A 24,022-nucleotide genomic window follows, 5' to 3' on the forward strand; every position below is an offset into this window, starting at 1 on the left:
AACACGGCGCTCTGGGCGGGCAGGTGGACCATCAGGTCACCCGTGGTGTGCGCGGACGGCAGGGCGGAGATCCGGACGGGGTACTCCCCCAGGGTCAGTTCGAGCTCCCCGGTGAAGTAGGTGGTCGGCTGGACCGGTTCGGTCTGCGACCAGTCGAACAGGCCGAAGTGGCGGCCGAGGTAGTCGCCGAGCGGGCTTGCCGGATCGCTGCCGTTGACGAGCGCGTGCTGCTGTTTCGGGGTGGGCTCGTAGTGAATGTGGTCCCGGGCCTCACGGGTCGCGATGATCTCCGCGTCCGGGAGCACGCCGGCGCCCCAAAAGTGGTCGCCGTTGGCGTGCGTGACGATCACCCGGTCGATGGAGACGCCGTCCGGCAGCAGCTTCGTGCTCTCGGCCAGGAACTGCCCCGCCAGCACCGGGTCGTACGGGGTGTCGATCCAGAGCGCGCCGCGGGGCGAGACGAGAAGGCCGCAGTTGGCCAGCCCCCAGCCCCGTTTCGGCGGGAGCCATGCGTGCAGGCCCCGGCCCAGGTCAACGACGTCTCCACCCGTGATCGACATGGACGCGATTATGCCGACCGCTTTCCGGCCGCGCGTTCGAACTCGGCCACAACAGTGTCCCGTTGGCTTGAAAACGCCTAACCATCACGCCCGGGGCAGCTGACCGGTGACCGTGCGAGACCATCCAAACCGTCCCCCTTACCGGATCATCCGGATATTTCGGTGGATACCACCCGACCGTCCGTCGCCCTGCCGCCGTTGCGCGACGGGCGGCCGTCAAACCGGAAGGGGCCGATTACCCACCGAGCATGGCTGAAAACAGACGCCATAAAGCCCCCGGCGGGACCGCTTGGCAGCGACCGGCCGGGGGCCTCGTGACGCGCAGTGTCCCAGGGTCTGTCCGGCGGATCAGGACCGGACACGGTCTAGAAGGTCGCGGGCACGTTCCACTGCTGGTTGGCGCCGCCGCCGCAGTCCCACAGGTTGAGCGCGGTCCCGTTCGTGGTGTCGCCGCCGGGGACATCGAGACAGCGGCCGGAGGCCTTGTTGACGAGTGCGTGCGTGGAACCGTTGTACGTCCACTGTCTGGCCTGATCGGTGACCGCGCCGCCCGCGCCCGTACCGGCGCAGTCACGTACCCGTACGGCGGCGCCGTTGCCGGTGCCCTCCGCGGTGAGGCAGTAGTCGGACGTCAGGCGCAGTGTGCCGTCGGCCGCTCTCACCCAGGCCTGGTTGGCGCCGCCCGAGCAGGTGTAGAGGTCCGCGGCGACACCGTCCGACACCCCGCCGAAGGCGTCCACGCATTTGCCTCCCTGCCCGGTCACCGCGCCGCGCACCGAGTTGCCTATCGCGAGGTTCTGCACCGTGGAGTCGGCGGCGACATCGGTCCGGGTCATGGACGCGCAGGCGTTGCCGCTGTTGGAGGTGGCCGAAACCGTGCCGGTGACCGTACCGCCGTTGCCGGTGGGTATCCCGAAGCGGGCGTCGCTGAACGGCTGGTCGTAGCAGTTCGAGCGGGGGTTGTTCCACTCGAAGTACTCGGTCCAGTCGACCATTCCCGACGGGGAGATGGCGGTGGCCGGGGTCTTGATGCTGCCGAGTTTGTACGAGGCTCCCGTGCCGGCGTCCGCGACCGTGGCGCCGAACCAGCCGTCGCCCTCGGCCGCCACCTTGAAGGTGTACCGGTGGCCGGCGGTCCAGTCGAGGTTCATCCGGCAGCTCATGCCCTCGCCCTCGCCGCCGAAGCCCTGGCACCAGCTCCCGGCTGAGCCGGCCTTGGCCTCGGAGACGTCCCAGACGGAGAAGAGGAGCACCCGGCTCGACCCTCCGTTGGACTGCATCCCGAGGTACGCGCCGTTGCCCTGGTCGAAGCCGAACTGGTGGCTCCAGAAGACGTTCGCCCGGTATCCGGGATCGTGGAGGACGGTGGTGGACCAGGTGACGTCGGTCAGCTTCGGCGCACCGGAGAAGGAGTAGTTGGTGTAGGTGCCGGGAGTGGTCCCGAGGTCCGCGGCCTGGGTGGGGGCCGCCGTGCCGAGCAGGGCCAGAGCGGCTGCTGCGACGGTGGCGGTGACGGTGCCGAACAAGTGGCGCAGGGTCATGCGTTGCACCTGCTTCTGATGGGGGGAACGGGGATCATTGCCGTGCATGCACCGGCTCTGTGCATCTCTTGCGGTGAAACCCGCCGGACAGGGCCGAGGCCCTGTCCGGCCTTTCCCGGTCAGATCCTTAAGCGCGGACCTGACCGCGTTCGAAGTACGCCACCAGCTCGGGGTCGAGAGCGGGCACGTCGTACGGTGCACCGCCCTCACGCAGAGAGCGGGTCGCGAGCACACCGGCGGCGACGCTCATCCGGGCGGCGACCGGCGAGGTGTCGGTGACGCCCCCGTCGCGCACGAAGCGGCAGAACTCCTCCATGACCCGGGTGTCCCCGCCGCCGTGCGAGCCGCCGGCCTCCGGGACCCGGTAGGTGATGTCGGCGTCGGCGCGGTATCCGCTGGGACCGGTGTTCCAGACCCTGACCTCGTCACCGGGGCTGTCGCCGAAGTTCTCCAGCCGCCCCTCGGTGCCGATGACGGTGTAGTTGCGCCAGTAGTCCGGGGTGAAGTGGCACTGCTGGTAGGCGGCGACGACGCCGTTGTCGAGTTGCATGTTCATCACCGAGACGTCCTCGACGTCCACGATGTGGTGCAGGTCCTTGCGGGCCGTCGGCGGCCAGTCGAACTCGCGCAGCCAGTTGTCGGGCCGCGGGGTGTCCGGCTCGCGCCGCGGCAGGTCACCGTAGACGAGCAGGTCGCCCAGCGCGTTGACGCGCCGGGTGTAGCCGCCGGCCAGCCAGTGCAGCACGTCGATGTCGTGCGCGGCCTTCTGGAGGAGCAGACCCGTGGTCCGGGTCCGGTCCGCGTGCCAGTCCTTGAAGTAGTAGTCGCCGCCGTAACCGACGAAGTGCCGCACCCAGACGGCCTTGGGCTCACCGATGTCGCCGCGCGCGATGATGTCGCGCATCAGCCGCACGACACCCATGTGCCGCATGTTGTGGCCGACGTAGAGCCGGGTCCCGGTCTCGTACGCGGCGCGCAGGACGTTGTCGCAGCTCTCGACGGTGATCCCGAGCGGCTTCTCGACGAAGACGGCCTTGCCGGCCCGCAGCGCGTCGATGGCGATGGCCTCGTGGGTGTCGTCCGGCGTCGCGATGACGACCGCGTCGATGTCGTCCCGGCCGAGGAGGAGTTTGTAGTCCTCGACCGCGACGTCCGTGCCGAAGCGCTCGGCCTCGCGGCGGCGTACCTCGGGGTCGAGGTCGCAGACGGCGGTGACCGCCGAACCCTGTCCGGGGTGGTGGGCGGACATCGCGATGGAACGGCGCAGGCCAAGTCCGATGACGCCGAGTCGCAGGTCTGACACGGGGGTCCTCTCTCTGTCTGTACGGGTGCTGCAATGGTGCGGGTGCGGCAGTAGTCCGGGGGAGACCGCTGCCGGGCCGGCTGTGCGGGTGGGCCGCCTCCGGGCTACCGGCCGGCGATCGAGGCCTCGAACTCGGCGCGCATCTTGTCACCGCCGCCGGAGCGCCACTTCCGCAGCTGCTCCTTGTACGCGGAGAGCGGCTTGCGGCCCGCGACGATGTCCAGCTGGCAGTCGCTCATGGCGGTGGTGAGCGAAGGGCTCTTGCTGGTGGACGTGTCGGAGAAGTGCCCGCTCGTCGGGTTCGTCTGGCTGATCTTGAGGAGTTCCTGCTGCCAGCCGTGGATGTTCCCGGCCAGCTCCGACTTGCCCGGCAGGTAGATGTACTCGGGGCCCGCGGCGAGGAAGGCCAGCGGCATGGCCGTGGTCACCGCCTCGGAGTTCCCCTTGGGCGTCAGCTTGACGTCCCCGCCCGACGTGCGGTTGAAGTGCGTGCCCTCGATACCGTTGTCGAGGAAGAGCCGCTCCTCGGTACCGAAGGGGGCGGCCAGGTAGTCCATGACGCCCAGCAGCATCTTCACGCGTTCGGCGTCGGCCTTCTTGCTGATGGCGGTGTAGCCGACCGAGCCGTACCCCATGCTGTACCTCGGCTTGGCACCGGCCCTGGCGGCGAAGGGCACGATGACGCCGAACGGGAAGTCGTACGTCTTGGCGTCCACCAGGAAGCTGGGGAAGGACTGCACGTAGGCGCCGAGGGTGCCCTGCGCCATCTTCTCCATCGTGGTGCTGAGGTTGGGGTCCGGCCAGAAGAGACCGGCCTTGGCCACCTTGACGGCGAACGCCAGGGCCTCCTGGTACTCCTCCGTCTCGTACATGTGGGTCAGCTTTCCGCCCTCCAGGCGCCAGCCGCTGGGCGCCCCGAACCACTGGCCGAACATCCCGATGTGGTTCACGTACGCCGGCTCCAGGACGTACTTGTTGCGCTTGGTGTCCAGGAGCTCCTTGCCCTTGGCGAGGAAGTCCTCGGCGCTGCTGAACTCGGCGCCGCCGACCGGCTTCCAGAAGTCCTGGTTGACGGCGTAGACCTGGCCCATGGAACCGTAGGCGACGGTGACGCCGCGGATCTTCCCGTTGACCACGGCGGTCTTCCATGCGGTGGTCGGCAGGTTCGCCAGGTTCGGGTAGTCCTTCACCGCGTCGCCGGAGAGGTGCGGTGTGAGGTCGTGGAACTTGGCGTCCAGCAGCTCGGGCACACGCTGGATGCCCTGGTTCGGCGGGAACCAGACCAGGTCGGGTATGTCGCCGCCGGCCATCATGGCGTTGAACTTGGTGAGGTACGCGTCAACGCCCTGGTCCACCACGATCGTCATGTCGAACTGCGCCCCGAGGCGCTTGTTCAGCTCCTGCCAGTAGGCGTTCTTGGCCTGCGGCGGTGCGGGCGTGGTGAAGGTCTCGGTGAGGGCCGTGATGCGGCTGCCGTCACCGGGCGCCTTGGCCACCGACTTGGTGAGGGCCTTGGGGTACCGCAGGTACGTGGCGTCGAGACCGGCCGCGTTGCCCGCCAGGTCGGCGGGAGCGGTCTGCGCGGGCACGTAGGCCGGCAGCTTGAGCCTGGCCGACGCCTTGGAACCGCCCTTGCTGACCGTGGCACCGCTGCCACAGGCGCTCAGGGTCGTCAGACCGGCCACGGTCAGGCCGGCGATTCCCGCGGCGCCCATGAATCCGCGCCGGGACAGGTTGGTGGACATGGGGCTCCTTGAAGGATGTGAAGTACGTGGCGGCGATGGGGGGCGGGCGGATCAGCCCTTGATCGCCCCGGTGAGGACGCCCTTGACGAAGAACTTCTGAAGGAAGGGGTAGACACAGAAGATGGGCACGATGGCGATGATCAGCACGGCCATCTGCAAGGAGGTCGCCGGTGGCACCGCGTGGACGCCCATGGCCGACGCGTTGATGCTCTGCCCGTTGAGCACGTAACTGCGCAGGATCACCTGGATGGGGAACTTGCTGGAGTCGTTCAGGTAGAGCACCGCGTTGAAGAAGCTGTTCCAGTACCCGACCGCGTAGAACAGGCCGACCACGGCGAGGACCGCCTTGGACAGCGGGAGGACGATCCGGAAGAGGACCGTGACCTCACCGGCGCCGTCGATCCGCGCCGCGTCGTACAGCTCCTCGGGAATGCTCTGGAAGAAGGAGCGGACGACCACGATGTTGAACGCGTTGAGCAGGACCGGAAGGATCAGCGCGGCATAGGTGTCCAGCATCTTGAACTGCTGGACCGCCAGGTACGTCGGGATGATCCCGGGAGCGAAGAGGAACGTGCCCAGCACCAGCAGCAGGATCGGCTTGCCGAGAACCGTGCCGGGGCGCGAGGTCCCGTACGCGATCATCACCGTGCACGCCAGGCTGAGCGCGGTGCCGATCAGCGTGATCATGATGGAGACCAGTGCGGCCTGGGTGACGACCCCGCCGGAGAGGATGACCCGGTAGGCCTCCAGCGTCGGGTGATGCGGCAGCAGTACGTAACCGCCGTTGGCGTTCAGCTCCTCGCGGCCCGCCAGACTGGTGCCGATGGCGAGGACGAACGGGTAGAGCACGATCACGGTGAGGACGGCCAGGGCCGCCGCCTTCGCGCCCTGTCCGTACCAGTGGGGGCGCTCCATCCACGGCGGCCTGCCGTGGGAGACGCGGGGGCGCGCCCCGCCCCGGGGGCCGAACCGGGCGCTGCGCAGCCGGGCCGCGACGGACTGCTGACTCATCGGTAAACTCCCTGCTCGCCGAAGCGGTGGGCCAGCTTGTTGGCGGCGAGGATGAGGGCGAATCCGATGACGCCCTTCATCAGACCGGCGGCGGTGCTCATGCCCCAGTCGCCGTCCACGACTCCGTGGAAGTAGACATAGGTGTCCATGACTTCGGAGGCGTCCGGGCCGACGGCGTCACGCTGCAGGATGATCTGCTCGAAGCCGACCGAGAGAATGTCGCCGAGCCGCAGGATCAGCAGCATCAGGATCACCGGCCGGATGCCCGGCAGGGTGATGTGCCAGATCCTGCGGAGCCATCCGGCGCCGTCCATCGCGGCGGACTCGTACTGCGCCATGTCGATCGAGGCGATGGACGCCAGGAAGATGATCGTGCCCCAGCCGCAGTCCTTCCAGATGGCCTGGGCGGTGATCAGCAGCTTGAAGGTACCGGGGTCCGTCATCACGTTGCCGATGCTGACGCCGTGCTCCATCAGGAGCGTGGTGACCGAGCCGGCGCCACCGAGCACCTGCTTGAACATCGCGACGACGACGACCCAGGACAGGAAGTGCGGGAGGTACACGACGGTCTGGATGAACCGCTTGATCTTCTCGCTGATCAGCGAGTTGAGCAGCAGCGCCAGGGCGATCGGTGCGGGGAAGTACAGGACCAGCTGGATCGCGGTGATCTGGAGCGTGTTGGAGACCGCGCTCCAGAACTCGGGTTCGGCGACCAGCGCGGTGAAGTTCGCGAGGCCGACGAACGGGCTTTCCTTGAACCCCAGGAACGGTTGGTAGTCCTGGAAGGCGATGACGTTGCCCGCGAGCGGCAGGTAGAAGAACAGCGCAAAGAACAGGACACCCGGCAGACAGAGGAGCAGGAGCGCCCGGTCCCGCTTCAGGCGGTGCCGGAGTGGCTGCCGTATTCGGTTCTTCCCGCGCTTCCTCCCGGCGGGCCGATCCGCGTCGTCCGGGTCGCGGGGCTGCGGCACAGGCGACCGCACATCTGTGACCGGCGCGTTTGCCATCGTCACAGGCACCTCCAGGGCTGATGAAGCGAGAGAACGTCCCGCATACGTGAAGGCGGCGCGCACCCCCGAAGGGCGTGCGGCCACTGCTCCTGCGCGGCGACAGGCACATAGTTCACGACAGTGCACCCGAATGGCAAGAGTTGTTCATTTCGCAGAGGTAACGAACATCTATTGACAAGTAAAAGTCACAGCACGCAGCGCCCCAGCATGCCCAAGGGATCGAAATATGCACAGAAGACACACAGCGTGACCTCGATGTGACCACCATCGCTGCTGCCGAACCGTCAGAATCGGCCACAGGATGCTTGGTTGTGATTGATCATGCACGGTCCAGCGCATATTCCAGCACGCCGGAACGCGGCCCAGGGCACGCAGAACGGCGGGCCGCCACACCCTTCGGGTGGGACGGCCCGCCGTTCGGACAGCTCAGGCGGCTCGACAGCTCAGACAGCGATGACCGTGACGCCGGCCTCGGTGAAGCGGGCGGTCGCCTCCGGCGTGATCCCCTTGTCGGTGACCAGGAAGTCGACCATCCCGAGGTCGAAGACCCGGGCGAAGGCCCGCTTGCCGATCTTCGAGGAGTCGGCCGCCACCACCACCCGCTGGGCCTGCTGGGCGAGCAGCCGGTTGATGCTGGCCTCGCCCTCGTGGTGGACGTACGCACCGCGTTCGGTGTCGATGGCGTTGACGCCGAGCACGGCGACATCCAGCGTGATCTCGCCCAGTACGCCGCTGGCCAACGGGCCTGTCAGCTCGTACGACTGAGGCCTGGCCACCCCACCGGTCACCACGATCTTGATCTGCGGCCGGATCACCAGCTCGTTGGCGATGTTGAGGGCATTGGTGACCACCGTCAGGGTCGGCTGGCCGGCCACCCCCGCGGCGCCGTCCCCCACCAGGTCGGAGCGCACGGCGAGCGAACGGGCCACCTCGGTGATGGTGGTGCCGCCGGTCAGCCCCACCACTTCGCCGACCGCGACCAGTTCGGCGACGGCGCGGCCGATGGCCTGCTTCTCCGGGGCGTTGCGCCCCGTCTTGTAGCGCAGCGCCAGCTCGTAACTGACACCGTGCGCGACCGCGCCGCCCCGCGTGCGGGTGAGCAGTTGCTGCTCGGCGAGCTGGTCCAGATCGCGGCGGATGGTCGCGGCCGAGACATCCAGTGTCCTGGCGGCGTCCTCGACGTCCACCCGGCCATGCTTACCGACGAGCTCCAGCAGTGCGTTCCACCGGGAATCCCTGGACACGTGAACTCTCCTTACCGGCCCGGCCTACGGTCACCCATCCCCTTGGGCACGATCACCGGACTCGCGCAAGCGTCGCACAAGGCCCTGGCGAGTCAAATCGCCTGCAAGGAAAATGCTTGATAATGCTTGCACATCCCGTATACCGTGCGTTAACGAGCATCCCATCACCAGTACGGAGTGCAAAAGTGTCATTTGTCGAGATCGAGACAGCCAGCCAGCCGGACTGCTGGCGCCGTGCCGCGGATCTGGCGCAGAGCCAGGCGGCCGTACTGCCCGCGACCGGCGAGCGCATCGCCGTGGTCGGCTGCGGCACCTCGTTCTACATGGCTCAGGCATACGCCTCGCTCCGTGAGGAGTCCGGGCAGGGCGAGTCCGATGCCTTCGCCGCCTCGGAGTTCCCGTTCGGCCGCCGCTACGACCGGGTCGTCGCCCTCACCCGTTCCGGCACCACGACCGAGGTACTCGAACTCCTCGACCGGCTGCGCGGCACCACCCCGACGGTGGCCATCACCGCTGACCCGGAGACCCCGGTGATGACGTCCGCGGACGCGGTCGTGGTCCTCGACTTCGCCGACGAGCAGTCCGTCGTGCAGACCCGGTTCGCCACCACCCTGCTGACCCTGCTCCGGGCCCACCTCGGTCTGCACACCGACGCCGTGGTCCGCGACGCGGAGACCGCGCTGGCCGAGCCACTGCCCGAAGAGCTGCTGGACTGCACCCAGTTCACCTTCCTCGGCCGCGGCTGGACCGCCGGTCTCGCCAACGAGGCCGCGCTGAAGATGAAGGAGGCATCGCTGTCCTGGACGGAGGCGTACGCCGCGATGGAGTACCGCCACGGCCCCATCAGCATCGCCACCACCGGAACCGCCACCTGGATGTTCGGCACCGCCCCCGAGGGCCTGCGGGAGCAGGTCCGGGCGACCGGCGCCCGCTGGGTGGAGAGCGGACTGGACCCGCTGGCCGAACTGGTCCGCGTCCAGCGCCTGGCCATCGCCCGCGCCGCCGCCCGCGGCCTGGACCCGGACAGCCCGCGCCACCTGACCCGTTCCGTGGTGCTGGCCGACGCCTGAGCCCGTGCCGGACATCGTCGAGAGCAGCGTGCACGCCGGACCGGGTGCCGGCGCGGATGCCTGGACGGGCTTCCGCGCCGCACCCGCGCACGGCAGCGCCGTCGGGGTGCTCGTGCTCTCCGGGTCCAGCGGGCGGATCGAGGAGGAGCGGTGCCGGCTGCTGGCCCGGGAGGGCATGACCGCCCTCTCGATCCGCTGGTTCGGCGGCCCTGAGCAGCCACCGGGCATCTGCGAAGTCCCGCTGGAGACCTTCGTGTCCGCGCTCGGCCGGCTCCGCGCCGAGGGAGCCCGCCGCATCGGTGTCCTGGGGGTCTCCAAGGGGGCCGAGGCCGCGCTGCACCTGTCCGTCCTCCAGCCCGGCATCGACGCCGTGGTGGCGCTCTCCCCCACCTCACTGACCTGGGCGAACGTCGGCCCCGGCCGGGACGGCCTGACGGAGCCTCACCGGTCCTCCTGGACCTGGCAGGGGCAGCCGTTGCCGTTCGTCCCCTACGACTCCACCTGGACGGCGTCCGAGCCCGAGGGCACCCCGGTCTCGGTCCTCGGCTGGTACGAACAGAGCCTGAGGACCTATCCCGGCCGGCTCCCCGCCGCGGCCATCCCGGTGGAGCGGTCCGCCGCCGAACTCGTACTGGTGGCGGGCGGGGACGATCTGATGTGGCCCTCGCTGCGGTACGCCGAGGAGCTGGCCGCCCGGCGCCGGGCGGCCGGCCTCCCCGTCCGGCTGGTCACCCGCGCCGGCGCGGGACACCGGCCGCGGCTGCCCGGCGAGGGCGCCGCGCCCGTGTCCGGCACCTTCCGGCACGGGGGTTCACCAGCAGCCGACGCGGCGCTCGGAGCGGCCGCCTGGCCACACGTGCTCACCGCGCTTCTCGGCGCGGGTCCGGCCGCGTCGGCTGCCGGTCAGGATTCCTCGAAGTAGGCGTCCAGGACGGCGTCGAAGCCTTCCGTCCACTCCTTGAGGCTGCTCCTGGCCGCCGCCTCGACCTCGGCGTTGAACCACCGCATGGTCGACATGTGGACCGTGATCGTGAACCGGCGGCCGAACCGGGCCGGCTTCAGTTCCACCGCCCCGATCTCGTCCCAGCGGAAGTCGGCCTCCTGGTCGTCCAGCGTGAACCGGATGCCCTCGCGGTCTGCGGTGATCGAACCGCGGCGGTCGCTCACCGCGAACGCGGGACCGTCCTCGCCCTTGTTCTCGTTCTCGTCCTCGTCCTCCTCGTCGTCCGCCGCCTTGCTGACGACCTCGCCGTCGGGCTCCGGGTCCTGTGACACGGCCTCCGCCGCGGCACCGTCGGGCGCGGCACCGTCGGACACGGCACCGTCGGACACGGCGTCCTCGGGTGCCGGCTCCTCGGTCCGCTCCGGCTCCTCGTCCGCCTTTCCGGTGGCTCGGGGGGTCGTGAGACCAGGGATGTACGCCGGGTCTGTCCCTGCGGCGTACGCGGGCTGAGTGTTCGGATCTATGCGCTGCTCCACGGCGGGCAGTATGGCCGACGAACCTGTACGGGGCCAGTGAGCCCGTGTTCACCCGCTCCGCTGGCGCCCTCGGAAGGGGAGGAACGGCACGGGTCGGACCCGCGCCCTCCCGGCTCCAGACGAAGCCGCGGCCACGGTGCCGCCGCCGGTCACCCCGGAGGGCTCCGAGCCCTGGAACCAGTCGGCCCCGTGGTCCGTGGAGAAGCCGATGTGCGAGGCGGCGTCCGCGTCGCCGACCCGTACGACGGCGTCGGGGCTCGCCTCCGCGAAGTCCAGACTCGTGGCCGAGGTGAGGTTCGACGAGGTGAACATCATGCCGGGCACCGCGTCGGGATCGGTGTGCCGGAAGCCCCCGACATCACCGAGCGCGCTGAGCAGCGGGGCCCCCGAGGACCGCCCGAACAGTCGAGCACGCCCTTGTGCGCCAGGTACCCGGTCGGCTGCCCGGCGATCCGCGCCCAGGTGGCCCCGCCGTCGGTGGAGCGGTAGACGGTGTTGTCCTTGTCGGCGACCCCGACGTAGATGTCCTGCGTCGCGCTGCCCGCGCTGCCGGTGCGTTGCCCCGACACCAGGAAAGTCCACGTGCGCCAACGCGAGTCACACACAGATGCCGACCGGCCCGACGCCACAACGGCCACAGGCAAGGGCCTTCGCGTTTGAACGACCGCCGCAGCAATTCGGCGACCCGCAGGGCCAGATCGGTCGCAAAGCCGCTGGAGGCGAAGCCCTTTCGCGGTCGAGCATCACGGTCAGCGCTTCGCGCTCGTCGAGCTGAGGGTTCGCCAGGGTCCAAAGGATCGGCATCCCGGTCAAGGGCATACCAGGTACAGGCGAATGTCCCAGAAGAACCGGCTGTGGCTGGCGCCGTATCCGTATCCGGCCCAGCCGGATACGTCCGAGCGTCTCACCGTGGGCGCGAGCGACCGCAATCCACCGGGGTGGAGCCGACGATCCAGTGGTTGTCCAACCAAGTCCTTCTCGACGGCCAGTAGTCTCACGGCCTTCTTGACCAGCGGCAACGCGGCCCTCAGCCGTTTGTTCCAGCCCGGCTGCTTTGGCACGTACGGGAACATCGCACCCAGGCGGGAGTCCACGAACCGCAGCCACCGCGACTCCGAGGTGAAACCGAACATCGCCTGGGCAGGGCAAGCGTGGCCAGCTCGGAGTCCGTCAACCGTGGTGGACGGCCCAGCCATCGGTCCCCTCCGGCCTCGTCATCGGTCTTCACGTAAAGCGCTGTCAGCAGGGCATCCAGGTTGTTCGTCACACAACGATCTCGGACGCCCTGTCTGCGCTCCCGGACATACCGTCAGCATTCGCGTTAGGGCCCGCAGAGAATTAACTTGGTGGTTTTGGTGCTTGACCTCGCACGTCAAGCCGCCGCTCGCCCGCGTGTTGTTCTTCTGCGGGCCCTTACCTCGACGAGAGCGACGTCCCCCAAGTCGAGCCGACTGCGTCCAAGCGCCCGTGGCAGGGTGGACGAAATGACAACGAACCACAAGCACCCATCCCATCTCCACCTCAAACCGTGGCTGGACACCGCTCCGGCCCACGGAGATCTCATTGCGGCGAAGGCGCTCGTCTACGACCCCTGCGGGTTCACCTGTTCGCAGCCAGTGCCCGAAGCCGAGGGTGCCGCTTACGCCGCCCACGAGTTCACCCTTGACGGCCTCTCCATCCGGTTCCGCGCAGCCAGGACGACCCCTGCCAAGGTCGGCCAATTCGCCACCGTCTGGAAGAGGTCCCCGACCGGGCCCATCCAGCCCTTCGACGCCACGGACCCCGTCGACCTCTTCACCATCAGCACCCGCGACCATCACCACTTCGGCCAGTTCGTCTTTCCCATGGACGCGCTCCGCCAGCACGGTGTCGTATCAGCAAACGGTTCCGGTGGGAAACGAGCCTTTCGCGTCTACCCGCCCTGGGTGACCACCACCAACCGCCAGGCCGGCAGTACGCAGGCGTGGCAGCTGGACTTCTTCCTGCATCTGCCTCAGGACGGGCCTGTCGACCTGGACCGCGCCCGAGAGCTCTACCACCCGCGGCATGGCGCGGGCACAACCACAAGACCGGCCGGCCCAGCGCGCGATCGCTGATCGCCTACGGCCACTGATCATTCGGAATGACTCGTCCAGAAGCGGCTGCCGCTTGATGGTCGGCGAGCACTTCAGGCTGCCGGCCGATCGGCGTGATTCGTGCGGCCCGGTTCAACCTCGGCGCTTGCCTGGCCGACGAGTCAGGACGCGTCGGCCTGGGCAAGGATCGCCTCGACGCAGGCTGCGGTCTGTCTCCAGACGGTGAGGAATACTCCTGGCCCAGGGCTTGGGGCGGGGGCCGTTCGGGAAGCGGACAGCGTCAGCCTTCTCCGGCGCGCCATGAACGGCTCCTTGCCACCATGTCCATGGATGGCCCCAGCACCTCACCAGGGGCCATCGACCGCCGGCGTCAACGGTCCCGAATGCGCCACCACCACCAGTGCCCCGCCGTCCACTCACTCACCCAGCCCGGGTTCGGAAGAGTACGGCGTTCGAACTCCATGTCGATCCTGTCCACCAAGCGACCCAGATCTGCTCGGGCTCCTCCGGGCAGACGCCGCAGCGCCACGTCCAGGTCGTCTCGGCCATCCTCGATCTCGATGCCGGGACTCTCGGCGGGGCCAGTCAGATATCGTCCCGGCTGCCCGAAAGCCCACTCGAAGCGGTCAAGAGCATCGGCAACCGCGTCCGGCCAGAGGTACTCGGCCTCAACACGCCGCACAGCTGCGCGAGTTCGAGCAGAGACGCGCGGGATTCGACGGACCGGCGTGTGCTTGGGCGGCCGCCACCGCTCGGCGCGGACGGCCTTCGGGCGCCTACGCGGCATAGCCCTTTCGAATGAGAACCATGTCGGCAGTCTGCCACGGCCCGCGCCCTCGGGGAGGGCAGGCGGACTCGGCCCCGGCTCATCAGGGTCCCCGGCTGGGTCCGACAACCCATGGAGAGCAACTGGCGGTGGTGCATGGCACGTTCCCGGCCACCCGCTGCGGCTCCTGCCCGGCGGCGTGAGATAGGTTGCCCGCCATGACTGAGCTCGGACCCGACGCCTGGCCACCTGCCCCGATGAGGACCGAGCGGCTCGTGCTCCGTGAACCCGAGGCCCGGGACCGTGCGGCGATCATCGAGCTGTTCACCTCGCCGGAGGTGGGCACCTACATCGGTGGCCATCGGCCGCGTGACGAGTTCGAGCGCACGTTGCCCGAGACGCCCGGGCGGCGCCCCGGCCTTTTCGTGATCGAGCTCGACGGAGCGATGATCGGCACCATCGAGCTGAACCGGCGCGCCCCGGAGCATCGGAGCCGCGTCCGCCCGGACGCCGGGGAGGCCGAACTCGGCTACCTGCTCCTGCCGCGGGCATGGGGACACGGGTACGCCGCCGAGGCGTGCGCGGCGGCGCTCGGCTGGTACGCCGACGCGATGCCCGGCGAGCCGGTGGTGCTCTGCACCCAGACCGCCAACGACCGCGCGCTGCGCCTCGCGGCGAAGCTGGGCTTCACCGAGGTACAACGGTACGAGGACTGGGGCGCCGAACAGTGGATGGGCGTGTGGTCCCCGGTCACGCCGCCCGGTTGAGCTTGCGTTTGTCGCCGTACGACTTTTTGGAGCTCGCGCACATAGGCGCTGTGGGGGCCTCGGCGACAAGGCGGGCACAGGTGCCAGTGATCATGGAGTTGCGACGCCCTGTGACCATTGGGGAGACCTGTGCCCGTCCTTCCGACATGGCTGACCGACCCGCTGTGGGACCAATTCGCGGCGCTGCCGCCCGAGCCGCCCCGCAGTCGATCCAGCCCACCCCCTGGGCTGCCACCGGCCCCGCATCGGCGACCGGATCGTGTTGGACAAGCTGCTGCAACTGCTGCGGTTCGGCTGCTCCTACCAGGCGATCGCCGACACCACCTGCTCGGCGACCACCATCCGCAACCGCCACGACTCCCCGCTGCTCGCCCCGACCCTGGACCTGCTGGAGGACCTCGGGTCGCTGCCCGACGACATCACCGTGCACCTGGATGCCGGCTACGACTCGGACAAGACCCACACCGACCTCACCGCCCGCCACCTGCACGGCCGCATCGCGCACAGGGGCGAGAAGGTGCCGATCCAGGCCAGCCGACGGTGGCACGTGGAGCGCACACACGCCTGGCAGAGCGCCTTCCCCCGCCTCGCCCGCTGCTACGAACGCCGCGCGACTGTCATCAACGCCTTCTTCGATCTCGCAGACACGATCATCACCGTCCGCAGCCTGATCCGCCGGGCCTGGACCACCCATCGCTGGGACGAGCGCCCGAAGCGCCGCCCATGAACTCCGCCTGTCTGCGCGGCCTCCTACGCGCAGACTGTTCCCGGCGACCGGCAACCCTGATCAGGCCAATGCCTGAAATGACAACGGGCCACGTCTTGCCCTTGTGGTTCAGGCGAGCCGGGTGTCGTAGGTCTCGCGGTTGGCGAGCACATCGTCCATGTGCTCCTCGGCCCAGGTCTTGAGGCCGCGCATCATTTCGTGCAGTGACAGGCCGAGATCGGTCAGCTCGTAGGCGACCGTGACCGGCACGGTCGGCGTCGCGGTGCGGGTGATCAAACCGTCGCGCTCCAGGGAGCGCAGCGTCTGGGTGAGCATCTTCTGGCTGACGCCGACCAGCAGGCGCAGCAGCTCCGAGTAGCGCATCGACCGAGGCTCACCGGCGCAGTCGGCGCCTGGCTGATGCGAGCCGCCGCCGTTGCCGAGCGCGGCCAGGATCAGCGTGACCCACTTGTCGGAGACCCGGTCGAGCAGCTTGCGGCTGGGGCAGACCGCCAGGAAGGCGTCGTACTCCACCTTGGCCTGTGCCCTCTGCTGGACCGCCGACATCGTTGCCATGGACCGCTCCTCTCACCCACGGGTGCCTTACGCACTCCGAAGTGCCTACTTCCCACCAGGATGCTACATGTCAATGATGGTGCAAGGCGCCGTTAGGCACCACCCCCTGGCTCAACACGAAAGGCACGCCATGAGCACCCCCTCCGCCTCCCTTCCCGGCGGCACTTGGACCCTGGGCGACCTGACGCTCACCCGGTTCGGCTACGGCGCCATGCAGCTCGCCGGCCCCTGGGTCATGGGCCCGCCGGCCGACCGCGACGGCGCACTCGCCGTCCTCCGCGAGGCCGTTGACCTCGGCATCACCCACATCGACACCGCCGACGCCTACGGACCGCACATCACCAACCAGCTGATCCGCGAAGCGCTGCACCCGTACCGTGACTCGCTGCACATCGTGACCAAGGTCGGCGCGACCAGGGACGAGGAGGGAGGCTGGCCTCCGGCGCGCAAGCCCGAAGAGCTGCGCCGGGCCGTCCAGGAGAACCTGGAGAACCTCGGCCTCGACACGCTGGACGTGGTTAACCTCCGGCTCGGCGATGCCCAGGGTCCCGTGGCCGGATCGCTCGCGGAGGCGTTCGAGGCGCTTGTCGAACTCCAGCAGCAGGGTCTGATCCGGCACCTCGGCGTGAGCAACGCGACGGTGGAACAGGTCGCCGAGGCGCAGGCGATCGCGCCGATCGCGTGCGTGCAGAACATGTACAACCTCGCCCACCGCCACGACGACGAGTTGCTCGACGAGCTCGCCGAGCAGGGCATCGCCTACGTGCCCTTCTTCCCCCTCGGTGGCTTCAGCCCGCTGCAGTCCTCGGCGCTCACGGCCGTGGCCGACCGGCTGGACGCGACGCCGATGTCGGTCGCCCTGGCCTGGCTGCTGCAGCGGTCGCCGAACATCCTGCTGATCCCCGGCACCTCGTCGGTGGCGCACCTGCGCGAGAACATCGCGGGCGCAGGACTCTCGCTCTCCGACGAGGATCTCGCCGAGCTGGCCAAGATCGGCCGATAACCCCACAGGACTTCCCAGTGGACGGGCCGGATTGACCCTCCGCCGCTCGGGCGGTAACGCCGCGAATTGGTCCCACAGCGGGTCGGTCAGCCATGTCGGAAGGACGGGCACAGGTCTCCCCAATGGTCACAGGGCGTCGCAACTCCATGATCACTGGCACCTGTGCCCGCCTTGTCGCCGAGGCCCCCACAGCACCTATGTGCGCGAACTCTTACGCAGACCGACTGTAGAGACGGCGGCCGGCGGCTGCGGACCACTACCCCACTTGAGCGTAGGCATAACAAGAGAAGCAGCGGAGTTCTCCCGTGCGGGGGCTGAAGTGACTGAGGTGGGCTGTTCGGCGGGCCCGGTCCCCAGGCCGGGCGCGGCGCACCTCGAAGTCGCCCGCGGCGGGCGCAGTTACTCGCAGAACACCTGCACCTTTCCGCTGGGGTCGTCGACGTCGATGGTGACCTCGTCGAGCTGGTCGATGAGGTCCTCGAGGTGCTGCGGCTTGAGTTCGGTGAGGTCGATCGGCACCCCTGACCTGTTCAGCTCCGCGTTGACCTTGGCGAGCGCCTGCGGCGGGAGGAGGCTCGCGATCCGGACCCCTGCGCGCAGCAGTTGCAGCGGAATCTGGATGTTGACCCGGCTCGGCCCGTCGCCGCCGCCGTCCTCCGAGTTCACCACCAGACGCAGGTACTTGGGCCGGGATTTCGGACGGGGTGCGGCCCCCGGCAGCGTCTCGGGCTGCTGGCGTTCGAGTGCGTTGATCAGCCGCTCGGCCTCGTCCGCGGTGATCTTGCCCTCGGCCAGCATCTGCAGGATCTGGCGGCGCTGCTCGTTCATTCTCGTTCTCCCCTTCTGATTCATCTGACGCTTATCAGCACGGCCGCTGGGCCCTGCTCAATCTCGAACCGGGTGCCGGGCAGCGCCCACAGCAGTTGCCCTGCGCCGCACAGCGCGCCCACCGGACTCACCCGGAAGACGCGGCAGGCGACCAGTCCGGCCAGTGCGGCGAGCAGCAGCAGCGGTGACAGCACCACCGCCACCGGCAGGACAGGGACGTACAGCCGCCGCCGGCGGCCGTCGGAACGGCGATAGCGCACCGTCACCAGCTGCGGGATCATCGAGACCTCTCCAGCTCGGCCAGCGCCTCCTGGGCGGTGATCTCCCCCCGCTGCAGACGGTCAACGACGTCGGCGCCGGTGGGCGCCGGGTCGGTGTCGACGAAATCGAGGGCTTCGGCGATCCGCTTCAGCCGGGACTTGACCGTCGGGTAGCTCACCCCGAAGATCCGCTCCATCTCCTTGATCGAACCGTGCGACCGCACGAACGCGGCGACGAACACCTGGTCGTCGACGCCGAGCTGGGCCAGCTGCGGCGGCTCGAACTGCCCCTCGACCGCGACGCCGCTGTCGGCCAGCCGGACCCGCTCGACCACGAACGGCCGCCCTTGCGTCAGGTCCGTCAGTTCCTGCCAGTCCACCCTCGGCTCCTCACACTCAGCGATGCACTCATGTTCATTTGTACATTGAGTTTTTTAAGTCGTCAACGAACAACCCTTAAGTTTTATTATTCCATCTTCGATGATCTGGGCTCACGGGCTCCCGCCCCCGCGATGAGTTGTGTGCGGATGAGCATGTCGAGTCGCCGCCATGCCGGGGACGCGGCGTTGACGGTGCTCTGGATGAGGGCGGGGATCTCGGAGGCCGCTTCGAGCCCGGGCGGTGCGTCGGATCCGTAGCGTTCCCGGGTCGCCTCGGCGATCCGGCGGGCGAGGTCGTCGATGCGGGGGTCGTCGGGGTCGAGGTCGTGTGCCTGGTCGTAGGCGAGGAAGAGCTGCCGCAGCGGGGGATCGGCCAGGCTCTCGGTCTGGTCCCTGAACAGGCTGATCGCCTGGTCCGGGTGGGTGGCGAACACGAGGATCCACAGGTCGCGTTGCAGGTCCACCCAGCGCGGGGTGAATCCCCAGCGGGCCAGGTCCGCCAGATGGCCGCCGATCTCGGCGGGGAGGAGAGCAAGCTGCCCGGCGGCGAGCCGGCGCAGGCGCCCTTGCGCTGCCCGCAGGCCCGCGATGCGGGCGGTGAGCTCGTCGTCGATCTCGCGCAACTCGTGCTGGAACTCTTCGTCGGTCGCTGATCTCAGGTCGCGGATACGGGCCAGGGGGACGCCGGAGTCGGCGAGGGTGCGGATCTTGATCAGGTCGATGGCGTCGTCCGCACCGTAGCGCCGGTATCCCGACGCATCGCGGTCGGGCTCCGGGAGCAGCCCCTTGTCGTGATAGACGCGAATGGTCTTGATCGACACTCCGACGTACCTGGCCAGCTGCCCGATGGTGATCACCCGGCCATCGTTCCACTTGACCTTTCCCCTGGGGCAGGGTTGCACCATGGCGTCATGGCGAACACGAACACCGATCGGGAGACCCTGCGCGAGCTGGCCGATGAGGGCAACGAGACCGCGTTGGACCGGCTGGCCGGCCTCGCCGACGCGGTCGGCGACCTCGGGGAACTGAGCGAACTGCTGGACGAGGGCTCCATGCGAGCCGGGCTGCTGCTCACCCGGCGCGCAGCCGCAACCGGCGACCTGTGCGAGCTGCAGCGGATCTCCGACGCCGGATACGACGACGCAGGGAACGAGCTGAACCGACTGCTGGAGACACCGGCCGGCGAACAGGGGAATTGAGAGTCCGACCGCTCGCGGCTGCCGTCCGGACCAGGCCATCGGGTTCGGCCCACGGCCGACGCGCTCCGGCCAGGGATTCGGCAGGTCCGCAAGGCCGGAGCGGTTGCGAGCCAAGTGCCGACCGACCCGCTCTGGGGGACGCCGGCGCCGTCAGCCTCCTGGCCCTCACCTGATCACCGCCGCAGCACCGATCGCGCAAGCAGCGCCATGTTCATTCAGCCCTGGGACGCCGCCCTGAACGAAGCCGAACGGCAGGGCTGGATCGCAGACGGCCACCACTACGGACAGCTGGGCGTCAACGGCCCGCCCGGTCGGCCGAACTGACCGCTGACACCCTGAGCACGCCATTCGCTGGCGGGGACACGCGGCCACACATCCCCTCCACGAACTACCGCGGGGCCAGTTCAGGCGCGATGCGGTGGCTCCCCGCAACGGGGCTCCTGGTTGGGGGGAGCCGCTGCTGCGCCGCGTCAGTGGGTCTGGCCGGACAGCACCTGGATGGTGCCGCCGACCGCCCGCTCGCCCGTCGCGTCCGAGGGGTTGTTGACGAGGGCACCGTTGACGGCCATGGCGGTGGAGCCGCCGCCGTCGAGGTTGAGGGCGTCCACGGCACCGAGCGAGCGCATGAAGGAGGCGGCCTCCTGGAGGGTGAAGCCTTCACTGCCACCGGTCCGGCGGCCGTCCACGACGGCCAGGATCAGTCGGCCCTTGACGTCGACACCGGCCATGGTGCGCGGCTGGCGGACGTTCGCCCAGGCGTAGCCGAAGGACAGGTCCTTCGGGTCGACGACGCCCTCGGTCGCTGCGTCGATGCTGGTACGGCCGTGACTGACGAGAGTGGGGGAAGCGCTGACGATGCTGTCGTTGCGGCCGAGTTTCACGCGCTTGCCGGCCGTGTCGCGGATGGCCGCCTCTACACCGATCCGCTGACCCGTACGGGCGTGAGCGGTCAGCCAGTCGGCGGCCGAGCCGATGCCCTGGAGGACCGTGCCGCGGGCCGGAACGGTGCCTCCGCGGGAACCCGCCGACACCACGCGGCCGCCGGCGTCCAGCACGACCTGCGTACCGGGTCCAATGGGCAGTGGCGCGCCGAACTCGTCGGTGAACAGCACCAGATCATTCGCCGCGTGGCAGGTGACGTCCTGCCAGGGCAGATCGCTCGGGGTCGCTCCCGGACGCCCGCAGTCCCGGACGAGACCAGGCGCCCGGTTGATGCCCTGGGCCCGGTAGCTGTCTGCGCGCGCGTGCACCGTGACGGTCGTCGTCAGGTCCGCCACCCGTACGTGCCGACCGCCGTCCCCGATGATCAGCGCCGCCCGGGATCCGGCGGCCATCGACTCCAACTCGCCGTGGTCCGCGCTGAGACCCGACTGCGTTCCCTGGACGCCGTCGGCGTCGGAGGTGACGAAGAACCCGGCGTTGACGCCCACCACGGAGCCCAGCTTCGCGGCGACCGACGAGGTGGTCACGCGCTGCGCGACGTTGCCGTCATGGGTGCCCTCGACGGTGCCGGTGAACGTGTGCGGATCGATGACGGCGACGTGCACGTTCTCCCGGTCGGCCGGCTGATCGGCGTCGTAGCCCGTCCAGTCGACGGCGGTGTGGAAGCCCGCCGCTGTGACCGCCTGGGCGGCGCTCTGGGCGGCCGCCTGGGTGGCGTACGAGCCGATCCTCACCCGCAGACCCATGACACCGTGCGGGGTGTCGGCGTAGTCGGGCCAGCGCACCGTCTCCACCCGCGGTTCGAAACCGCCGGTGCGCAACTGCTGCGCGGTGGCGTCGGCCCAGGACCGGGACCCCACCGCCGCCCAGGTCGCGGCGCCGCTCAGGCGACCGGTGGTCGGGGCCTGGACGGTGACCGTCCAGACCGGCTTGACGTTCCCGTTCTCGATGGTGGCACTGCGCACCTGTACGCCGGGAGCGACCCTCTGCGTCGTCCACTTGATCGCGTCCGTGGCCGGGGCGGCGGCGGAGCCGGGCGCTGCAGCCTGCGCCGTTCCCCAGAATCCGCCCGAGGTGACGACGGCGAATATTACGGCGACGCTCAGCAGGACTCGTGGTCGCGCGGCAGACCGGGTGTTCTTGTGGGTCATGGCATCCTCTGGTTTTCACGGTGAGTGGCCGCACGAGCCGAGCCCTTCCGGCCACCTCTTCCGGATGAGTAGAACCGGTGGGTGGAGCGGCATCGGTGCTCAACGGCAACGGCTCGGGGAACAGCCGGGGAATAAGTCCGGCAGGGCTGCACCGAAGTCGATGAGCACGTGCGGAAAGAAGCTGCTGACGGCGATGTCAGGCTCGGGGTGGTGCGGATGTCCAACGCCGTGACCAGGGATGCGGTGCCGTGGCGGCGGTACTCGCACTCCTCGCGTGCGGGTCGTCCGGGTTCCGCGGCGCGGGTGGGATGGCTCCGGGAGCGGGCCGCGATCGCGGTCTTCTCCTCGATGGACAGCAGTACGGCGTCCTTGGGCGGATTGCGGCAGACCTCGCAGATGGCGGCGGCGCGGTGCACTGGAACCACCGCGACGCCCACCGCACCCGCGTCACCGAAGGCTCCGCCCACGTCGCCCTCGTGGTGCGCAGAGCCCCCGTCCCGACTCGGGGCGTGTCAGTACCAGTTGGCCGTGAGGGGCGGATCGCAGAGTTCGAGGACGACCTCGCCCGCCTCGGAGGTCGTGCCGTCGACGGGCCGGACCCGGTCGCCGACACTCACGAGATGGGGCGCCGCGCCCACGATCCGGCACCGGTACACAAAGCCTTCCGGGAAACGGACCAGGGACTCGTTCCGCATGACCCGCGAATAGCGGTTCACAACACTGGACCGTACGACGACACCGTGACCGTCACTGCGCCCCGGTTCGAGATCGCTCGACGCGCAGACGGGGCACAGGAGTTTACGGAAGGAGGCGGTGCCGCACCATCGGCACACCTGGTAGACCAGCCCTTCGACGGCGTGCGGTTCTGCCGCGTCGCAGGCCGTCCGCCCCACGTCGATTCCGGTACTGAACACGTCTCGGCCTCCCGCGCTCGACTCGGTGCGCCGCACCTCCGGCGACGGCACACCGGCACCGTATGGCACTTAGTGCCAGCACGTAAAGGTACTGAGTGCCGAAACTTGACGAAGCACCCCCCGAAGCGCCCCCGAAGCACCTGCGGCCGACGACTCAGTCCTTGCCGAGAGCCGACTCGATGCGCTGCACCACACGCCACATGGGGGCGCCCTTCGCCGCGACCATCACGATCACCTCGTCCTCGCGTGCACTCACGGCGGGCAGCCGGGCCGCCCGGCCCCACACCGTGCGTACGAGTTCGAGCGCCCGGTCCACCTCGGCCCCGGCATCGCCCTCACCGCCCGAACGCAGCCAGGAGCGAAGGCCGTTGTTGTGCGCCGCGACCACCGAGGCGGCGATCACCTCGGCGCGCAGCGCATCGTCCCGGGTGCCGGCGCCGCGCCGCTCCAGGTATCCGGCGAGGGTCCGCTCGTAGCGCCGTACGACGGAGAGTTCATAGGTACGCAGCCCGGGCACCTCCCGGGTGAGCCGGTAGCGCTGCACGGAGAACTCCGGATTCACGGCGTACATCCGCAGCACGAGCCGGGCCGCGTCGCACACCGTGTCCACCGGATCGCCGTCACCGGCGGCCTCCAGGAACGCGGTCATGTCCGCGAGGCAACGCTCGTGATCGGGGAAGACCGCATCCTCCTTGGACGGGAAATAGCGGAAGAACGAACGCCGCCCCACGCCCGCCCTGGCGACGATGTCGTCCACCGTGGTCCGCTCGAACCCGCGCTCCATGAAGAGCCCGAAGGCCGCCTCGGCGAGCACGTCACGCATGGGCGGCTTCTTGGCTGGTCCGCGGTCCTCAGTCATGGCGGAAACGTAGCACCAGAAGCCGATATCCGGCACTTGGTACCTTTACTCAGGGTACTGAGTGCCATAGAGTCGGAGCACGAACCGCATCAGTGAGGAGAGCCGGCGTGAGCTTGAGGATCGTTGTCTGTGTGAAGTACGTGCCCGACGCGACCGGTGACCGGCGTTTCGCCGATGACCTGACGTTGGATCGTGAGGATGTCGACGGTCTGTTGTCGGAGCTGGATGAGTATGCGGTCGAGCAGGCGTTGCAGATCGCGGACGGGGCGGATGATGCGGAGGTCACCGTGTTGACGGTGGGTCCGCAGGATGCCAAGGACACGTTGCGCAAGGCGTTGTCGATGGGTGCGGACAAGGCTGTTCACGTCGAGGACGATGGTCTGCACGGTTCGGATGCGGTGGGTACGTCGTTGGTGCTGGCGAAGGCGGTCGAGAAGACGGGTTATGACCTGGTGATCTCGGGGATGGCGTCGACGGACGGCACGATGGGTGTGGTTCCGGCGTTGCTGGCGGAGCGGTTGGGTGTGCCGCAGGTGACGTTGTTGTCGGAGGTGAGGGTCGAGGGTGGTGTGGTGACCGGGCGTCGGGACGGTGACACGGCGTCGGAGCGGTTGGAGGCGTCGTTGCCTGCGG

Annotated in this window: 24 protein-coding genes and 3 pseudogenes; 8 read left to right on the forward strand and 19 right to left on the reverse strand. The window is 69.0% G+C overall.

The window, feature by feature from the left end; all coding sequences use genetic code 11:
* The 7 genes from J1C73_RS07875 to J1C73_RS07905 form a co-directional block, all read right to left on the reverse strand.
* On the reverse strand, positions 1 to 560 hold a 560-nt coding region (locus tag J1C73_RS07875; RefSeq protein WP_207315710.1), incomplete at its 3' end, for an MBL fold metallo-hydrolase.
* Between the two features lie 365 nt (positions 561 to 925).
* Positions 926 to 2,101, reverse strand: coding sequence for an RICIN domain-containing protein (locus J1C73_RS07880; RefSeq protein WP_207315711.1), 1,176 nt, complete (start codon positions 2,099 to 2,101; stop codon positions 926 to 928).
* Positions 2,102 to 2,228: 127 nt separating this feature from the next.
* A complete protein-coding gene (locus tag J1C73_RS07885) occupies positions 2,229 to 3,404 on the reverse strand; it encodes a Gfo/Idh/MocA family protein (RefSeq protein ID WP_124285444.1) in 1,176 nt (391 codons plus the stop codon).
* Positions 3,405 to 3,508: 104 nt separating this feature from the next.
* Entirely contained in the window at positions 3,509 to 5,149 is a 1,641-nt protein-coding gene (locus J1C73_RS07890) for a type 2 periplasmic-binding domain-containing protein (protein WP_207315712.1), read from the reverse strand.
* A 51-nt stretch (positions 5,150 to 5,200) separates the two neighbouring features.
* On the reverse strand, positions 5,201 to 6,160 hold the full coding sequence (locus J1C73_RS07895; RefSeq protein ID WP_207315713.1) for a carbohydrate ABC transporter permease: 960 nt from the start codon (positions 6,158 to 6,160) through the stop codon (positions 5,201 to 5,203).
* Entirely contained in the window at positions 6,157 to 7,167 is a 1,011-nt protein-coding gene (locus J1C73_RS07900; RefSeq protein ID WP_242643870.1) for an ABC transporter permease, read from the reverse strand. Before J1C73_RS07900 ends, J1C73_RS07895 begins: the two co-directional genes overlap by 4 nt.
* A gap of 446 nt (positions 7,168 to 7,613) precedes the next feature.
* Entirely contained in the window at positions 7,614 to 8,414 is an 801-nt protein-coding gene (locus tag J1C73_RS07905) for a DeoR/GlpR family DNA-binding transcription regulator (protein ID WP_123463082.1), read from the reverse strand.
* A gap of 185 nt (positions 8,415 to 8,599) precedes the next feature.
* Between J1C73_RS07905 and J1C73_RS07910 the strand changes: the two genes are divergently transcribed.
* Together J1C73_RS07910 and J1C73_RS07915 are read left to right on the forward strand one after the other, a co-directional pair.
* Complete coding sequence (locus J1C73_RS07910; RefSeq protein WP_123463080.1) at positions 8,600 to 9,484, forward strand: SIS domain-containing protein; 885 nt, start codon at positions 8,600 to 8,602, stop codon at positions 9,482 to 9,484.
* A gap of 4 nt (positions 9,485 to 9,488) precedes the next feature.
* Positions 9,489 to 10,406: an acyl-CoA thioester hydrolase/BAAT C-terminal domain-containing protein gene (locus J1C73_RS07915; RefSeq protein ID WP_307797627.1), complete on the forward strand. Its 918-nt coding sequence runs from the start codon at positions 9,489 to 9,491 to the stop codon at positions 10,404 to 10,406.
* On the opposite strand, the gene J1C73_RS07920 is transcribed toward J1C73_RS07915, so the two are convergent.
* The 4 genes and pseudogenes from J1C73_RS07920 to J1C73_RS36200 form a co-directional block, all read right to left on the reverse strand.
* Positions 10,388 to 10,963 (reverse strand): hypothetical protein, encoded by a 576-nt coding sequence (locus tag J1C73_RS07920; RefSeq protein WP_207315714.1) that lies wholly within the window; start codon positions 10,961 to 10,963, stop codon positions 10,388 to 10,390. The genes J1C73_RS07915 and J1C73_RS07920 overlap by 19 nt on opposite strands.
* Before the next feature lie 108 nt (positions 10,964 to 11,071).
* Positions 11,072 to 11,353 (reverse strand): annotated as a pseudogene (locus J1C73_RS36190) (xyloglucanase); the annotation flags it as partial.
* Positions 11,275 to 11,532, reverse strand: a complete 258-nt coding sequence (locus J1C73_RS36195) for a hypothetical protein (protein ID WP_443732215.1) — start codon at positions 11,530 to 11,532, stop codon at positions 11,275 to 11,277. The gene J1C73_RS36195 and the pseudogene J1C73_RS36190, both read right to left, overlap by 79 nt.
* Positions 11,533 to 11,612: 80 nt before the next feature.
* Positions 11,613 to 12,230 (reverse strand): annotated as a pseudogene (locus J1C73_RS36200) (transposase family protein); the annotation flags it as partial.
* Positions 12,231 to 12,447: 217 nt separating this feature from the next.
* On the opposite strand from J1C73_RS36200, the gene J1C73_RS07930 reads away from it, so the two are divergent.
* The 3 genes and pseudogenes from J1C73_RS07930 (at position 12,448) to J1C73_RS07940 (ending at position 15,298) form a co-directional block, all read left to right on the forward strand.
* Positions 12,448 to 13,059 carry a MepB family protein gene (locus J1C73_RS07930; RefSeq protein WP_207315715.1) on the forward strand — a complete coding sequence of 204 codons (612 nt, stop codon included), beginning with the start codon at positions 12,448 to 12,450 and terminating at the stop codon, positions 13,057 to 13,059.
* 963 nt (positions 13,060 to 14,022) lie between these two features.
* The gene (locus J1C73_RS07935) at positions 14,023 to 14,571 is read left to right on the forward strand and encodes a GNAT family N-acetyltransferase (protein ID WP_207315716.1); all 549 of its coding nucleotides are present in this window, start codon (positions 14,023 to 14,025) and stop codon (positions 14,569 to 14,571) included.
* Between the two features lie 129 nt (positions 14,572 to 14,700).
* Positions 14,701 to 15,298: pseudogene (locus tag J1C73_RS07940) on the forward strand (transposase).
* A 108-nt stretch (positions 15,299 to 15,406) separates the two neighbouring features.
* Here J1C73_RS07940 and J1C73_RS07945 read toward each other — a convergent pair.
* The gene (locus J1C73_RS07945; RefSeq protein WP_207315717.1) at positions 15,407 to 15,853 is read right to left on the reverse strand and encodes a winged helix-turn-helix transcriptional regulator; all 447 of its coding nucleotides are present in this window, start codon (positions 15,851 to 15,853) and stop codon (positions 15,407 to 15,409) included.
* Between the two features lie 130 nt (positions 15,854 to 15,983).
* On the opposite strand from J1C73_RS07945, the gene J1C73_RS07950 reads away from it, so the two are divergent.
* Positions 15,984 to 16,856, forward strand: a complete 873-nt coding sequence (locus J1C73_RS07950) for an aldo/keto reductase family oxidoreductase (RefSeq protein ID WP_207315718.1) — start codon at positions 15,984 to 15,986, stop codon at positions 16,854 to 16,856.
* Positions 16,857 to 17,255: 399 nt separating this feature from the next.
* Here the strand turns inward: J1C73_RS07950 and J1C73_RS07955 are convergent, their stop codons facing one another.
* The 4 genes from J1C73_RS07955 to J1C73_RS07970 all read right to left on the reverse strand — a co-directional run bounded on the left by J1C73_RS07955 (position 17,256) and on the right by J1C73_RS07970 (position 19,181).
* Positions 17,256 to 17,684 (reverse strand): SHOCT-like domain-containing protein, encoded by a 429-nt coding sequence (locus J1C73_RS07955; RefSeq protein WP_207315719.1) that lies wholly within the window; start codon positions 17,682 to 17,684, stop codon positions 17,256 to 17,258.
* A gap of 20 nt (positions 17,685 to 17,704) precedes the next feature.
* Positions 17,705 to 17,965, reverse strand: a complete 261-nt coding sequence (locus tag J1C73_RS07960; protein WP_207315720.1) for a hypothetical protein — start codon at positions 17,963 to 17,965, stop codon at positions 17,705 to 17,707.
* Complete coding sequence (locus tag J1C73_RS07965) at positions 17,962 to 18,324, reverse strand: DUF2089 domain-containing protein (protein WP_207315721.1); 363 nt, start codon at positions 18,322 to 18,324, stop codon at positions 17,962 to 17,964. Before J1C73_RS07965 ends, J1C73_RS07960 begins: the two co-directional genes overlap by 4 nt.
* Positions 18,325 to 18,410: 86 nt before the next feature.
* On the reverse strand, positions 18,411 to 19,181 hold the full coding sequence (locus J1C73_RS07970) for a MerR family transcriptional regulator (protein WP_207315722.1): 771 nt from the start codon (positions 19,179 to 19,181) through the stop codon (positions 18,411 to 18,413).
* Between the two features lie 54 nt (positions 19,182 to 19,235).
* Between J1C73_RS07970 and J1C73_RS07975 the strand changes: the two genes are divergently transcribed.
* Positions 19,236 to 19,523: a hypothetical protein gene (locus J1C73_RS07975; protein WP_207315723.1), complete on the forward strand. Its 288-nt coding sequence runs from the start codon at positions 19,236 to 19,238 to the stop codon at positions 19,521 to 19,523.
* A 470-nt stretch (positions 19,524 to 19,993) separates the two neighbouring features.
* Here J1C73_RS07975 and J1C73_RS07985 read toward each other — a convergent pair whose 3' ends face one another.
* The 3 genes from J1C73_RS07985 to J1C73_RS07995 form a co-directional block, all read right to left on the reverse strand.
* Complete coding sequence (locus J1C73_RS07985) at positions 19,994 to 21,616, reverse strand: phosphodiester glycosidase family protein (protein ID WP_207315724.1); 1,623 nt, start codon at positions 21,614 to 21,616, stop codon at positions 19,994 to 19,996.
* A 512-nt stretch (positions 21,617 to 22,128) separates the two neighbouring features.
* Positions 22,129 to 22,530, reverse strand: a complete 402-nt coding sequence (locus tag J1C73_RS07990) for a zinc ribbon domain-containing protein (RefSeq protein WP_207315725.1) — start codon at positions 22,528 to 22,530, stop codon at positions 22,129 to 22,131.
* Between the two features lie 154 nt (positions 22,531 to 22,684).
* Positions 22,685 to 23,389: a TetR family transcriptional regulator gene (locus tag J1C73_RS07995; protein ID WP_123466158.1), complete on the reverse strand. Its 705-nt coding sequence runs from the start codon at positions 23,387 to 23,389 to the stop codon at positions 22,685 to 22,687.
* A gap of 107 nt (positions 23,390 to 23,496) precedes the next feature.
* On the opposite strand from J1C73_RS07995, the gene J1C73_RS08000 reads away from it, so the two are divergent.
* Positions 23,497 to 24,022: electron transfer flavoprotein subunit beta/FixA family protein (locus J1C73_RS08000; RefSeq protein WP_207315726.1), on the forward strand; the 526-nt coding region annotated here is incomplete at its 3' end.

Source organism: Streptomyces laculatispora, assembly GCF_017353455.1.
GTDB lineage: Bacteria > Actinomycetota > Actinomycetes > Streptomycetales > Streptomycetaceae > Streptomyces > Streptomyces laculatispora.